The 14069-nt window shown below is 72.2% G+C and carries 10 protein-coding genes, 4 tRNA genes and 1 pseudogene; 7 read left to right on the top strand and 8 right to left on the bottom strand.

The features are described 5' to 3' along the window. Positions 1-192 precede the first annotated feature (192 nt). From LEL83_RS05020 to LEL83_RS05005, 4 genes are all read right to left on the bottom strand, one after another. Entirely contained in the window at positions 193-3564 is a 3372-nt protein-coding gene (locus LEL83_RS05020) for an ATP-binding protein (protein WP_225557990.1), read from the bottom strand. After that, positions 3561-4334: a DUF4194 domain-containing protein gene (locus LEL83_RS05015; RefSeq protein WP_225557989.1), complete on the bottom strand. Its 774-nt coding sequence runs from the start codon at positions 4332-4334 to the stop codon at positions 3561-3563. Before LEL83_RS05015 ends, LEL83_RS05020 begins: the two co-directional genes overlap by 4 nt. Then, entirely contained in the window at positions 4331-5866 is a 1536-nt protein-coding gene (locus tag LEL83_RS05010; RefSeq protein WP_225557988.1) for a DUF3375 family protein, read from the bottom strand. Before LEL83_RS05010 ends, LEL83_RS05015 begins: the two co-directional genes overlap by 4 nt. A 101-nt stretch (positions 5867-5967) precedes the next feature. Then, a tRNA-Val gene (locus LEL83_RS05005) sits at positions 5968-6040 on the bottom strand. A gap of 215 nt (positions 6041-6255) precedes the next feature. On the opposite strand from LEL83_RS05005, the gene LEL83_RS05000 reads away from it, so the two are divergent. The 6 genes from LEL83_RS05000 to LEL83_RS04975 all read left to right on the top strand — a co-directional run bounded on the left by LEL83_RS05000 (position 6256) and on the right by LEL83_RS04975 (position 9710). Further along, positions 6256-6327, top strand: a tRNA-Gly gene (locus LEL83_RS05000). A gap of 82 nt (positions 6328-6409) precedes the next feature. Continuing rightward, positions 6410-6483, top strand: a tRNA-Cys gene (locus LEL83_RS04995). A 15-nt stretch (positions 6484-6498) separates the two neighbouring features. Continuing rightward, a tRNA-Val gene (locus tag LEL83_RS04990) sits at positions 6499-6573 on the top strand. Between the two features lie 101 nt (positions 6574-6674). Further along, entirely contained in the window at positions 6675-7859 is a 1185-nt protein-coding gene (locus tag LEL83_RS04985; protein ID WP_225557987.1) for an MFS transporter, read from the top strand. 56 nt (positions 7860-7915) lie between these two features. Next, positions 7916-8410: a hypothetical protein gene (locus LEL83_RS04980; RefSeq protein WP_198658515.1), complete on the top strand. Its 495-nt coding sequence runs from the start codon at positions 7916-7918 to the stop codon at positions 8408-8410. 247 nt (positions 8411-8657) lie between these two features. Beyond that, positions 8658-9710, top strand: a complete 1053-nt coding sequence (locus LEL83_RS04975; RefSeq protein WP_225557986.1) for a BLUF domain-containing protein — start codon at positions 8658-8660, stop codon at positions 9708-9710. 68 nt (positions 9711-9778) lie between these two features. Here the strand turns inward: LEL83_RS04975 and LEL83_RS04970 are convergent, their stop codons facing one another. Next, positions 9779-10075: a DUF4190 domain-containing protein gene (locus LEL83_RS04970; protein WP_225557985.1), complete on the bottom strand. Its 297-nt coding sequence runs from the start codon at positions 10073-10075 to the stop codon at positions 9779-9781. 125 nt (positions 10076-10200) lie between these two features. Between LEL83_RS04970 and LEL83_RS04965 the strand changes: the two genes are divergently transcribed. Beyond that, positions 10201-11373 (top strand): epoxide hydrolase family protein, encoded by a 1173-nt coding sequence (locus tag LEL83_RS04965; RefSeq protein ID WP_225557984.1) that lies wholly within the window; start codon positions 10201-10203, stop codon positions 11371-11373. A gap of 144 nt (positions 11374-11517) precedes the next feature. Here the strand turns inward: LEL83_RS04965 and LEL83_RS16155 are convergent, their stop codons facing one another. The 3 genes and pseudogenes from LEL83_RS16155 to LEL83_RS04955 all read right to left on the bottom strand — a co-directional run bounded on the left by LEL83_RS16155 (position 11518) and on the right by LEL83_RS04955 (position 14065). Then, positions 11518-11871, bottom strand: coding sequence for a catalase-related domain-containing protein (locus LEL83_RS16155; RefSeq protein WP_308009870.1), 354 nt, complete (start codon positions 11869-11871; stop codon positions 11518-11520). A 93-nt stretch (positions 11872-11964) separates the two neighbouring features. Beyond that, a pseudogene (locus LEL83_RS04960) lies at positions 11965-13173 on the bottom strand (catalase); the annotation flags it as partial. A gap of 139 nt (positions 13174-13312) precedes the next feature. After that, a complete protein-coding gene (locus LEL83_RS04955; protein WP_225557983.1) occupies positions 13313-14065 on the bottom strand; it encodes an HpcH/HpaI aldolase family protein in 753 nt (250 codons plus the stop codon). Between the last annotated feature and the right edge of the window lie 4 nt (positions 14066-14069).

Here is a 14069-nt window from a genome sequence, read left to right as displayed (position 1 = left end):
CCCCAGGGCGGGGCGGTCGTCGGGGCGGGGACTGGGGGAGCGGCGGCGTCCGAACACGCCAACACCGTACCGGTGCGGCCTGACTCTGTGCCGTGGCCTCCCGCGGTACCGAGGTCGCACTCCGGCCCGGCCGGCGGTGCCGGGAGCGGGGCGAAGTGCGACCTCGGCGCCGGCCCGGGCCGCCGGCGGCCGTCAGACGGCGGCCGGCTCCACCCGGGCGATCTCGGTGATGGACGAGTGGCCCGTCTCGGGGTGCTTGCGCATCGAGAGCAGCCGCTCCATCGAGGGCTCGAGCGCCGTGACCTTGTCGAGCGGCGCACTCACGACCAGCTGGAACCCGAGTCGGAGCCACGCCGTGACCGCACGGCCCGCGAACTCCGAGTCCGCCTTGATGAACGCCTCGTCGAGGAACACCGGCGCGAACCGGGGCCGGGGCCGCGTCTCGTCGCCGAGCTGGTAGCGCAGGGCCGCGCCGACGATGAACGCGACGAGCTCCTGCGTCTCACCACCGGACTTGTCGCCGAGCGACGAGTACACCCCGAGGTCGTTGCCGTCGGTGTCGTACCGCACGGCCGTGATCTCCATGTGCCGGCGGACGTCGAGCACCGCGTCGCGCTGCGTGGTCCGGCCGCCACGCGGAACGGACGGATCGGGCCGGATGACCGCCATGAAGCGCCGGAGCCGTCGGAACCGCGTCTCGAGCACGTCGTCGGTGAGCTCGGTGTCGACCGACGCCGACAGGGCGCGGAGCTCGCGGCGGAAGGCGGTGACGTCCTCGCGCGTGACCCGGCGGATCTGGATCTTCAGGCGGTCCCGGTTCGCGCCGAACGGCAGCTCGCGCAGGATCTCGTTGACGGGCTCCAGGCGCTCCTCGATCTCGACGACGGCGCGGTCGAAGGCGCCGGCGAGTGGGACGAGGTCCTCACCGCTCCACTGCGACAGCCGCCGACGCCACTCGCTGCGACGGGCGTGCAGGCCGGTCGCCACGATCTGGTCGAGGATCGCGTGGTAGTCCGGGTACGACGCGACCCCGGTGCCGAGGTTCGGGTCGGGCCAGGCGTCCTGGTACCGCTGGAACGTCAGCGTGAGCGAGGTCGAGGCCGCCGCGGCGCCGTCGAGCGCCTGCGACAGTCGCTCCTCGAGCCGCCGCCGGAGCCGACGGGTGGCGTCGTCGAAACCGTCCACGCCCTCCGGCGCGCCGATCTCCTCGAAGGTCTCCGACAGCAGCCGGGACTGTTCGGCGTCGGGCAGCGACTCGGGGGCGTCCGCGAAGCGCTCGAGGATCTCGGCCGCGGCGTCCTGCCCGTCGACGAGCACCGCGTGCCGTTCCTCGAGCCGGGCCACCGACTGCCGAGCGGCGGCACGTCGGTCCGCTGCCTCGTCGAGGGCCGCACGCAGCCGTGCGACGGACTCGCGCAGGGTCCGGAGACCGTCGTCGGCGGCGAGGAGCGCCTGGCGTTCCTGGTCGAGGCGTGCGAGCGAGTCCTCCAGACCGACGACGTCGATCGCGGCCCACGTCACGTCGACGACGTGCTGGTGCGCGGCGCGGAGCACGTCGAGCGCGGTGCGGTCCTGCGCGACGTCGGTCCGACGGGCCTCGAGCGTGGCGAGGTCCTGGGCGATCGACGCGAGTTCCTGCTCGACCGCGGCGACGCGGGCCTCGTTCGTGAAGCCGATGACGTTCGACTGGCGGCGGTCGCCGTGCGCACCACGACGGCCGTCGCGCAGCTGACCGGACTCGGTGACCCGACGGCCGCCGCCGCCCAGGTCCGACGCCGATGCGACACAGCGGGCGTCGGTGCGGTCGGACTCGATCCGCTCGCGCACCCAGGTGCTGAACGGCGACGGCTTGATCGCGAGCTTGCCGGAGACCATCGCGGGGTCGCCGTCGAGGTCGAGGTGCGGGCCGGTGGGCACACCCTCGAACTGCACGCGGACCGGCAGGCGCAGGGCGTCGATCGCCTCGCTGAAGTCGGCCAGGCGGTCCTGGTCGACGAGCAGCGTGCGGGCGACGGGCGCCAGGACGGACTCGATCGCCGTGCGCCAGCGCTCCTCGCCGGGCAGCACGTCGAGCAGTTCCGCCACGAACGGCAGCTCCGACGGGTCGATCCCGGCCGCACGGGCCATCGCGAGTCGGGCCTCGTGCATCGGCAGCGGCATCGCGCCCTGCCGGTGCTCGAGTGACTGGCGCTCCTGGCGCAGGGACCGCTCGCGGTCGAGCAGCGGGTACTCCTCGCGCGTCAGGGCGTCGCGGCGCTCATCGAGCGAGGTGCGCGACGCGGCGTACGTGCCGAGGAAGTCGTGCGACCCCCGCTGCGCGGCGGTGAAGTCCTGCTCGGTGGACACGGACGACCCGAGGACCGCGGTGCGCTCGTCGAACGTCGCGCGGGTTCGCAGCACCGCGTCGCGCTCACGGGTCAGGCGCTCGATGCGGTCCTCGAGCTGTGCGAGGGCGTTGCCACCCTGGTCGCGCAACCGGGCTTCGGCGTCGCGCAACTCGATCTCGACGGCGGCGTGCCGGGCCTCGGCCGCGGCCACCTCGGCGCGCGAAGCGGTCCGCTCGCGGGCGTTGCGCGACACCTCGGCGTCGAGCAGGTCCCGCTTGCGCGACGCCGTCCAGTGCGCGAACGGGGAGACCTCGGCGCCCGTGGCGATCCCGTCGAGCGCGTCCGCGGCCGCGCGGGACCGGGAGATCTCGTCGTGCAGCTCGGTGATGGGGGAGAGGATCCGGACCTTCCGCTCCTCGGTGTCCATCGCCTCGTACGCCTCGTCGAGGGCGGAGAAGTGGGCGAGGGCCCGGTCGGCCGCCTCGTACGTGCCGGGGGTCTCGAGCACGAGCGACTTGTACAGCGCGTCGACGGTCGGCAGGTGCTGCCCGGCCTGGATGCGCGCGAGCAGGCGCATCGCCCGGTTGCCACCCCCGGAGTCGCCGATGCCGAGCCGGGTCTGCAGCGTGTACGCGAGCTCCTGGTAGGTGTCGCGGATGACGAGCCCCGGCACGCGACCGGTCAGCTCGAGGTGGTGGAACCGCGACGGCACGAACTCCTCGAGCCGGCGCAGGTCGAAGGTGTCGTCGACCGTCGCCATGGTCATCTGGATGTCGCCGACGCCGCGGGCCCGCTTCGGCACGATGTACGCGCGCAGCACCGTGAAGCGACGCTCGTCGTCGTTCCGGAACGTCACCGCCGCCGCACCCCACGTGGTCTGGTCGTCGCCGCGCAGGTTGACGTCGCGCAGGGCGCCGGACTCGGGGTCGCGCCGGGTGTCGACCTTGCCGCGCAGGTAGGTGAGCAGGTTGCGCTGGTCCGCGCTGCGGGCACGCCCGGTCGTGGCGTCGTTCGAGGCACCGTTGAACGGCACGTCGGACGGCATCATCACGGCCAGGTAGGCGTCCATCAGCGTCGACTTGCCGGTGCCCGAGGCGCCGGAGATGAGCGTCGCCGTGCCGGACAGCTCGACCTGCCGGTGGCCGTGGAACCCGCCCCAGTTGACGACCTGCATCGACTCGGCGCGCCACTGCGCGACCGTGTCGAAGAGCGCCGGGATCTCGAACGTGTCGGTCACGCTTCCGTCTCGCCTTCGTCGTCGGTGTCGGTGTCGGTCGGGAGGCCCGGGTCGTCCCCGTCGGTCGGCTCGCCGCCCGTGGTGGTCGCGTCCGCCTGCGCGGTGGTGGTCCGCAACCACGCGTCGAGTTCGAGCAGGCGCTCCAGGGGGAGCAGCACCTCGACGACGCTCGCCACCCGGAAGCGGTCCGGGTCGGAGGTGCGGATGAGGATGCGCGCCGTCACCAGGCGCTCGACGGCCTTCGCGACACGGCCCTCGTCGCGGGTGCGGTCGGTCGCGGTCGCCGGACGGAAGCCCGCCACGTGCCCGAGGATCTCGGACCGGTCGACGACCACCTGGTCGGGACCCGGTCGGGCGTCGGCGCGCAGGCGCATCCGCAGGTACACGAGGACGATCGTCTCCTCGCGGGTGTACGGCAGGTCGCGGAGCAGGGTCGGGAACGCGCGGCGCTGGCTCTCCGAGCGGGCCTGGCGCTTCCAGGCGACCTCGCGGTCACGGTCGACGTGCAGCTCGAGGAACAGGTCGTTCAGGCGGGAGCGCAGCTGGTACTCGGCGTCGAGCACGGCACGCCACTCGTCGGGGTGGGTGCGGGAGCTGACGTACGAGTGCCGCAGCAGTGCCACCAGGGCGCGTCGCTGGTGCTCGTCGAGCCGACCCTCGTCGCCCTCGAAGAGGGCGAAGCTGGACTCGTCACGCTCGTCGTCCTGCATCACCGATGCGGTGTCGTCGGGGACCGTGTCGTCGACCGGTGCCGGTGTCGTGTCGCTCACCGTGCCTCCTGTGCGTTCTGTGTGTCGTCGTCGTGTGCGTCGCCGACCGCCGCGGACTCATCGGTGAGTGCGGCGGTGGGCATGTGGAAGGTGATCGCGGTGCCGTCGGGACGGACGGTGCGGTGCTCGGCGACGTGCGTGGCCGCCTCGAAGTCCTCGTGTCCCGTGAGCAGGTGCGCCAGGCCGAACAGTTCGACCGGTCGGCGTTGCTCGGGCGGCAGCCCGTGGAACGCGTCGACGCTGGAGTCGGCCTCGGCGAAGCGGAGTGCCGCGCGCAGCTCGGTCAGGAGCGGCCCACCGTGCTTGCGGAGCATCTCGACGTCGAGGTCCTCGAAGACGTCGTCGTCGGGTTCCTCGATGGGCGGCGGCACGGACTCCGCGTCCGGGTCGTAGAAGCGCTCGCGCAGCGTGCCGACCTCGGCCGCGGCGGGCAGGAGCGGCAGCGGGATGCGGTCGCGCGCACCGCCCTGGTCCATCAGCGTCGCGAGGCCGCGGTTGATCGAGCGGAGCACGGCGTCGAGCTCGCGGTCGCGCACGACGTCGTGGGCGACGATCTGGTCGCGGAGCGTGGCGGTGAGCTGGCGGCGCTGGGCGAGGACGTCCTCGATGCCCTGGCGCAGGATCGTGACGGTGTTCCGGAAGGCGCGGCGTTCGCCGGCACCGAGCTCCCGCGCGAAGGGATGGGACAGGATCGTCCCGATGTCGTCGCGCAGCCGCAGGAGCAGGGCGTCGTCGCGGAGGAGTTCGAACGCGCCCTCGAACGCACGGCCCTCGGGGGTGGCCTCCATGAGGTTGTCCGTGCGCGCCAGGTAGTCGTCGAGGATCTCGCCGATCGGGCGGACCTCCTGCCGGAAGTCCTCGACGATCGAGCGGTGCATGGCCGCGACCGCCTCTTCGACGCGCTTGAAGTCACTCGGCAGCTGGCGGATGAGGTCGGAGATGTTGGTGTAGCCGTCACGCATCCGGTCGTCCTCGACGGCCACGACGTCGTCCCCGTGCTCCAGGCGTTCCCGTTCGGCCTGCAGCTCGGCGATCTGGGCGTCGATCCGGCGGATCTGCACGTCGGGGTCGGGCTCGGCGCGGGCCGCCCACCGGTGCACGGCGTCGACGATCATCGCCAGCCGGCTCTCGCTGATCAGGGCACGGTCGGCCGACAGGGCGTCGACCAGGGAGAGTGCCTCGAGCGCGTGGCTCGTCAGCGAGTACTGCTCGTCGCCGTCGGGGGAGTTCGAGCGGACCAGCCACTGCGCAGCGACCCACTCGCGGCAGAGCGCGCGACCGTTCGGCCGGGCCCCCTCGTCGCCCTCGTTCTGCTCGCTCGCGGGGACCCGCGCGCCCGCGGCCTGCAGACGCGCGACGTGCTCCTCGACCTGCAGGTGCATGCGGTCGGCCGGGACGTACTGCACGTCGCGGTCGAACACCGTACGGAAGACGGCGAGGACGGTGGCGCTGGTCGGCCGGGACATGAGCCGCAGGGTGGGACGGTCGAGGACCGCTCGGACCCGTGCGAACTCGAGGTCGACGTCGGTCATGCGCCCCTTCGTCCGATCGTGCTGGTGGTCCGGCCCGCGAGCGGCGGACCGGTGAGATGACAAGAGCCCGACGCTGCTGCGTCGGGCTCTTGTGTCAAGGGTGGGCGATACCAGACTCGAACTGATGACCTCTTCGGTGTGAACGAAGCGCGCTACCAACTGCGCCAATCGCCCCCTGCACTGTTCGTGCGAGTCGATAGTAGCGGAAGTCCAGCGGTGCTCCGAACACATCGCGCCGCCCGGGTGTGGCGCGCTGCCCGGCGGGGGTGACAGGAGGCCCCGATCCGCATGAACTCGGGGGACACGCCCGGTGAACGGGAAGGATTTTGGTGGAAGTGCCCCGGTGCGTATAGAGTTTATGTCGTCGCCGCGACAGCGGAACGACAAATGCGGATGTGGCGCAGTGGTAGCGCATCACCTTGCCAAGGTGAGGGTCGCGAGTTCGAATCTCGTCATCCGCTCGAGTGTGGCCGTCTTCGGACGGCCGCGACTCACCAGAGGGTATCCCACCGTTCGGGTACTCACGGAGACGTGAACCTCGATGGTGGGGTGGCCGAGAGGCTAGGCAGCGGCCTGCAAAGCCGTCCACGCGGGTTCGAATCCCGTCCCCACCTCCAGTTCCACACTCCTCTGGGCGATTGGCGCAGCGGTAGCGCGCTTCCCTGACACGGAAGAGGTCACTGGTTCGATCCCAGTATCGCCCACCACCACGAAGCCCCCGGCAGGACCACCAGGTCCGGTCGGGGGCTTTCGTCATCCCGCGTCGACGGCGTTGGCGGTCCGCGCTGCGTTCGGCCAGGGTGGTCACGTGCCCGTGCAGACGACGACCCCACTCCCTCGGCTCGCGCCGTTGTACGCCGCCGGGTTCGTCACGGCCTTCGGAGCGAACGGCATCGCGGCCGCCGTCGGCGGAGCGCACCGGGAGCTCGGCCTGACGCTCGCGTCGCTCGGGGTGTTCTTGGCGCTCTACGACGTCGCCGAACTCGTCCTCAAGCCGGTCTTCGGCGCACTGTCCGACCGCATCGGACCGCGGCCGGTGATCGTCGGGGGACTGCTCGTCTTCGCCGCCGCCTCGCTCATCGGCGTGTTCGGCGCCGGGCCGTTCTGGCTCGGACTCGCCCGACTGCTGCAGGGTGCCGGTGCCTCGGCGTTCTCGCCGGCCTCGTCCGCCGCGGTCGCACGGCTCGTACCGGCACACCGCCGGGGTACGTACTTCGGTCGCTACGGGTCCTGGAAGGGCCTGGGGTACGCGGGCGGGCCGGTGATCGGTGCCGTCGTCGTGCAGGTCGGTGGGACGCCGTGGCTGTTCGCGCTCCTCGTCGTGCTGGCCCTGGTGACCGCGGCGGCCGTGCTCGTCGCCGTCGAGCCGATCACACCGCTGCCCCGCCAGCGTGCCACCCTCGCGGCGATGGTCCGGGCCGCCACCGATCGGCAGTTCGTGGTCCCGGTGACGGTCCTCGCGGTGGGCAGTGCGGCGATCGGCGCCCTGACCGGCATGCTGCCGGCCCTCGGCAGCGAGGTCGGCGTCCCCCTGCTCGTGTCGACGCTCGCCGTCGCGGTGCTGGCGGTCGTGTCGTCGCTCGTGCAGCCGGTGGCGGGTCGCCTGCACGACGCCGGTCGGCTGACCACCGGTCTCGCCGGCATGGTCGGGACGGCAGCGGTGGCGCTCGCCTTCCTGGCGCTGGCGTCCGCTCCCTCGGCTGTCTCGATGTTCCTCGCCGCCCTGCTGGCGGGTGTCGGGGTGGCGACGCTCACCCCGGCCGCGTTCGCCCACCTCGCCGGGACGACCCCGCCCGAACGGCTGGGGCGGACGATGGGCTCCGCCGAGCTCGGGCGCGAGACCGGGGACGCCGTCGGACCCCTGGTGGTCGGCGGTGTCGGCAGCGCGCTCGCCCTGCCGTTCGGGTTCGCCGCGTTCGCGGTCGTCGCGCTGGTCGGCACGCTCGTGGCGTCGCGGCTGCCGGCGGACTCCGGGGCCCGGCAGCCGGACTAGGGTGTCGACGGCCGGATCGTCGAGCAGCGTCCGGCAGCACAGTGGGGGAGGACCCGATGGAGAAGCGTGCGGGAGCACGGACACGACCGACGGCGGTCACGATCGCCGTGGCGCTGTGGTGGGTGGCCATCGCCGTCCACCTCGTCGTCGCGGTCGTCGGCGTCACCGAGGTCGGCCGGGATGCCGGAGGCGCGGTCGTCGGGCTGGTTGCCGGGCTGGTCGTCATCAGCGCCTGGTCTGCGCTGTTCGTCTGGCTGGCAGCGCGGATGGCTCGGGGGTCCGGGACGGCTCGACTGTGGCTCGCGATCGTCGGAGGACTGACCGCCTGTGGCACGCTGCTCACCATCACGACCGACGGGCCGGACTGGGGGCTCGTCGACGGGATGTGCATCGTCGCCGCGACGGTGCTCAGCTACCTGCCCAGCACTCGACCGTTCTTCCCGCGTGGGGAACGGCGCGCTCGAGCAGCGGAACCCCGGACCATCGGGTGGGACCCGACGACGGGTGAACGCATCGTCGAGCAGCCCGCTCCGGACGCGCCCACGAGGTGACACCCGCCCGACTCCTCGCCCGAGAACGATCGTTCCCCTGTAGTGGGGGTACCGGCCGGAACGGCGAGGTGGTTCCATTCAGGGGTCGGCATCCTCCGGGTGCCGCGGAACCACGGGCCGTCTCCGGTCGCAGTGAAGGCGGCCGCCGCTGGTTACGGTGACCGCGAGGTGCCGGCGTGTCGATTCGGGTTCGACACGGCGGTGCCTCCCTCCAATCGCCTGACCGCACGACCAGGAAGCAGCCCCGATGCGATCGCTCGTCTACACCAGCACCCAGACCCGTCCGATCACGGACTCCGAGCTGGCGCAGATCCTGGCGGTCGGACGCGACAAGAACACCCGGCTCGGGATCACGGGCATGCTCGCGCACCGTGACGACAACTGCATCGGCATCATCGAGGGCGAGGACGACGTCGTCCGGGAGCGCTTCGGCCAGGTCCGGACGGACCCCCGCCACACGAACGTGCGGGTGCTGCTCGACGAACCGATCACGCAGCGGTCGTTCCCGGACTGGTCGATGGCGTTCCAGTCGCTCGACCCGCTGATGCACGAGGTACCCGGCTTCAGTGACCTGTTCGTCGCCGGTCGACCGAACGACCCGGCGTTCGGGGCGTCGCGTGCCCGAGCGCTGCTGGAGTGGTTCCGGAAGCACCCGTTGGCCCCGCTCACCAACCAGAACGCCGCGGACGAGGAGGTCCCGCGCACCCGTGCGATCAACGGGGCGATCGCGGTGCTGCACGACAGCGGACTGTCGCGGTTCTCGCTCGAGGGCGTCGCGTCCCGGTCCGGGATGCGGCCGGCCGAACTCCTCGAGCTCTTCCCGTCCGAGAAGGCGCTGCTGGCGTCGGCGGTCATGCGGTGGACCCGCGCCGTCTCGGCACCGCTGCTGCCGCTCGCCGGCGAGAAGGGCACGGTGGCGTTCCTGCACGCCCTGCTCGCGGCGCACGCCGAGGACCCGGCGCTCATGCGCCTGGTCGCCGCGACGCTCGCGATCTCGGCCGACCCGTCCACCGACGGCGCCGACTACTACCGGTCCGCGTACATGCAGTTCCGTGAGACCGTGCGCACGGCGCTGCAGGAGGACGTCCGCGCCGGACGCGAGCCCGCGACGATGGACCCGATCCGCGGTGCGCAGCAGCTCCTCGCGCTCTACGACGGGATCCGCCTGCAGGCGCTCCTCACCCCGGACACCGACGTCGTCGAAGCGTTCGACCGGGCCGCGGCACGGATGCGGCGCGGATGGTCCGAGCAGTACGAGGAGACGACCGTCTGGGACATCTCCGCACCGGTCGGCAACTGACCCCACGCTCCGCGCGCAGCGGCCACTGGTCAGAGCAGCTGGTCAGAGCACCCGCTCAGCGCCGCGGGTCAGAGCTGCAGGTCCAGGTCGAGCAGACCGGCCCCACCGAGGAACAGCGGCACGATGACGGTGAACAGCGTCAGGGTCGCACCGATCAGGATCGCCGCGAACGCGATGCCGTCGCCGCGGTCACCCGTCAGGCGCACGTCGCGACGCGCGATGACGCCGACGATCACGCCGCCGATCGGCGCGACGAACGCGAGGACGATCGCCACGACCGCGAGCAGGCTCAGGGGCGGGATCGTCGTGGCGACGGCCGGTGCGTCGGCGGGAGCGGATGGTGCGGTGTCGGTCACGTCGGTCACGTCGGTCGTCCGTTCGGGAAGCGGTTCGGGTCGCCGCCAGCATAGGGCGACAGCGACCGGCGGGCAGTACCGGCACCGCACTGACGCTCCGCGCAGTGTCGGTCGACGCCGCTAGCGTCCGTCCCATGCGCTCGATCCGACTCCAGGTGTCCGACGACGACCTCGACGACCTGCTCGCTCGTCTGCTGCGGGCGCGGGTCCCGGAGCCCGTCGGTGACGCGGCGGAGCGGAGCGCACTCTCCACGGAGCGCCTGCGCGGCCTGCTCGAGCACTGGCGGACCGCGTTCGACTGGCGCCGTGTGGAGCACGAGCTGGCCGCCGTACCGCAGTTCCAGGCCGAGGTCGACGGCCAGCGTCTGCACGTCGCCCGGTTGACCGCCGCCGGCGACCCCGCGGTGCGCATCCCCGTCGTCGCGTTCCACGGGTGGCCGTACTCGTTCGTCGAGATGCTCCCGTTCGCCCGCCGGCTGTCCGCTCGGACGGTCGAGCTCGCCGACGGTCGGACGGCCGGGTTCGACGTCGTCGTGCCCTCGCTGCCGGGCTTCGGGCCCTCCGCGGCGCTGACCGACCGTCCGTTCACCGGGCCCGTGGTCGCCGAACTGATGCACGGGCTGATGACCGAGGTGCTCGGCTACGACCGGTACCTGACCTACGGCGAGGACGTCGGGTCGACGACGAGCGACTGGCTCGCCGCGCTGCACCCGGAGTCGGTCCTGGGACTCGTCGCGACCCACGCTGCGTTCCCACCGGCGTCCCGGGCGCACGACCTGACGGACGACGAGCGCGACTGGGTCCGACGCCACGACGCGGAGTGGGCGGACGGACTCGGGTACGCGAAGGTGCAGGCGACCCGCCCCGAGGTGCTCGCGGCGGGCCTGACCGACTCGCCGCTCGGCTTGGCGGCCTGGATGGTCGAGAAGCTGCTCGCCTGGGCCGGGGACGGGACGTGGTGGACCGACGACGAGCTGCTCCGGACGGTCTCGCTGTACTGGTTCACCCGGAGCATCGGGTCGTCGTTCCGTCCGTACCTCGACCATCCCCGGCAGCCGGAGCTCCCCGTCGTCGAGGTGCCGGTCGCGGTGGCGGTGCAGACCGGCGAACGGGGGCTGCCCCGTTCGTACGGAGCACGCACCTACCGCGACGTCCGGAGCTGGCACGACCTGGACCGCGGCGGCCACTTCACGGCGTGGCAGGTCCCCGACGCCGTCGCCGACGAGGTCGTGGCCCTCGCCGTCGCGATCGACGCCACCGCGATCGCGCCGGATCAGGCGGACGGCCGCAGCGCCCCGGTGACGTAGCGGACGTGCTCGACCTGCGCGCCCTCGACGTGCCGGAACCGGCCTGACCCGGCTCGCGAGCGGACGCTTCGGTCTCCGCCACCGACGGACGGGAGGCCCGGTGCCAGCTGGCACCGGGCCTCCCGTCCGTCACGCGGTCGCGTCTCAGACGCGCACGGCGCGCTCGTCCGGCACGCAGTGCGTCATCACGAGGCCCTCGACGTCGCGCGGGCCGTTGTGGCCGAGGTTCGCCAGGCGCGCGAGCTCGTCGTCGCTGAGCGTCTGGGACTGCAGCGGCGGCAGGTCCTGCACCTCGTCGAGGGTGATGCCGAGCCCCTCGCCGACGCGGCGGCCGAGGTCGTCCTCGACCATGTAGAAGTGCCAGAGCATGCGCTCCTGCACGGGCCGGGCGGCCTGCGAGATGAGGTCGACGAAGTTCGCGACCAGGTCGTCGCGCTCCCAGTCCTCGAGGAGCAGGTACCGCTGGCCGGCCTGCGTGTAGTCGTTCGTGCGCGGGATGCGCTTGCGGGTGAGCCGACCGACGATCTCGGGGCCCTGGTCGTCGTGGGTCGGGTACTCGGCCTCGCGCAGGCCGCCGGTGATCGAGGGCTCGTAGTTGACGTGCGGGTTCTCGCCACCGTGGTCCTGGTGGTACGCCATCTGCCCGTCACGCTGGTTCGTGGCGACGTTCCCGTTCTTCGGCGCGTTCACCGGGAGCTGCAGGTAGTTCGGGCCGACGCGGTACCGCTGCGTGTCCGAGTACGAGAACGTCCTGCCGACGAGCATCTTGTCGTCGGAGAAGTCCAGGCCGTCGACGAGCACGCCGGTGCCGAACGAGAGCTGCTCGTTCTCGGCGAAGTGGTTCGTGACGTTCCGGTTGAGCACCATCTTGCCGACGACCTTCGGCGGGAACTCGTTCTCCGGCCACACCTTCGTGTCGTCGAGCGGATCGAAGTCGAGCTCCGGGTGGTCGTGGTCGTCCATGAGCTGCACACGGAGCTCCCACTCCGGGTACTCGCCGCGCTCGATCGCCTCGTACAGGTCCTTCGACGCGTGGCCGAGGTCGCCGCCCTGCACCACGGCGGCGTCGGCCTCGGTCATCGAGCTGACGCCCACCGACGGGATCCAGTGGTACTTGACGAGCTTGGTGTCGCCGTCCGCGTTCACCCACTTGTACGTGTTCACGCCGAACCCCTGCTGCGTCCGGTAGTTCGCCGGGATGCCGCGCGGGCTGAACAGGTTCACGAGCATGTGCATCGACTCGGGGGTCTGCGACATGAAGTCGAAGATGCGCGCCGGCTCCTGGCGGAAGGTCACGGGGTCGGGCTTGAGCGAGTGGATGACGTCGGGGAACTTGATGGCGTCGCGGATGAAGAAGACGCCGAGGTTGTTGCCGACGAGGTCTCAGTTGCCGTCCTCGGTGTAGAACTTCACGGCGAAGCCGCGGGGGTCACGGGCGGCCTCGGAGGAATCGCGACCGCCGATCACGGTCGAGAAGCGGATCGCGAGGTCGGTGCGCTTGCCGGCCTGTTGGAAGAGCTTCGCGCGGGTGTACTGCGCGATGGGCTCGTCGCCCCAGGTACCGGTCGCCTCGAAGTACCCGAAGGCCACGGCCCCGCGCGCGTGCACGACCCGCTCCGGGATCCGCTCGCGGTCGAAGTGGCTGATCTTCTCGAGGAACTGGTAGTTCTCGAGCGTCGCCGGGCCGCGTGCTCCGACGGTGCGCTGGTTCTGGTTGTCGTAGACGGGGTGGCCCTGGCGGTTCGTCAGGACCCGGCGGTCGTCACCTTCGGCGGGCGGTTGGCTGGAGACGTCGGTCATGTCTCGTCCTCTCTCGGTCGCGGTGTGCTCGGGTTCCCGTCCGAGTCTGGACCGGGGCGCGAGGTGGCTTCCCAGCGGCCACGGAGGACGCCGACCCGGCAGCGGCGCGGGTCAGGAGGCCCGGGTCAGGAGGCCCGGGTCAGTACGAGGTCCGTCCGGTCGCCCCGGCACCGAGCACCGCCGCCGCACCGTGGGCGAGCAGGGTCGCGTCGGTGACGACGGCGACGCGGTCGAAGCCGAGTGCGCGCAGGCGGTCGGCGCGGGCGAGGTCGCCGGCGAAGGCACCGGTCTGCTTGCCGGCGCGGCGTGCGGCGGCGACGATCGCGGGGAGCGCATCGGCGGCGTCGTCGGCGGCGAGCAGGGCGTCGAGCTCCGTGCCGAGTCCGATCGACAGGTCGAAGGGGCCGACGAACACCGCCGAGACGCCCGGCACCGCCAGCACCTGTTCCGCGGCACGGACGCCGTCCGGGGTCTCGAGCATCACCCAGACCTCGGGCTCGGCCGCGGTCACGGCCGGGGCGGTGCCGCCCCAGAGTCCCGACATCGGCCCCCAGCTGCGTCGCCCCCGGGGCGGGTAGTGCGCGGCCCGGACGGCGCGTTCGGCCTGCTCGACGGTCTCGACCATCGGCACGACGACCGCGTCGGCCCCGAGGTCGAGCGCCCGCCCGATCGCCGCGTCCGACAGCTCGGCGACCCGGACCGCGACCGGCACGGCGGGAGCGGCGACGGCGAGGGTCGCCATCGTCGCCGTCAGGGTCGCATCGTCGAAGGCGCCGTGCTGCGCGTCGAGCCCGACCCAGGCGAAGCCGGAGCGGGCGATCTGCGCCGTGGTGCGCGGCTCGCCCAGGGTGCACCACACACCGTCGGCTCGACCGTCTCCGAGTGCTGGCACCGCT

The organism is Curtobacterium oceanosedimentum (genome assembly GCF_020297365.1).
GTDB lineage: Bacteria > Actinomycetota > Actinomycetes > Actinomycetales > Microbacteriaceae > Curtobacterium.
This window is presented reverse-complemented; position numbering and strand designations above follow the sequence as displayed.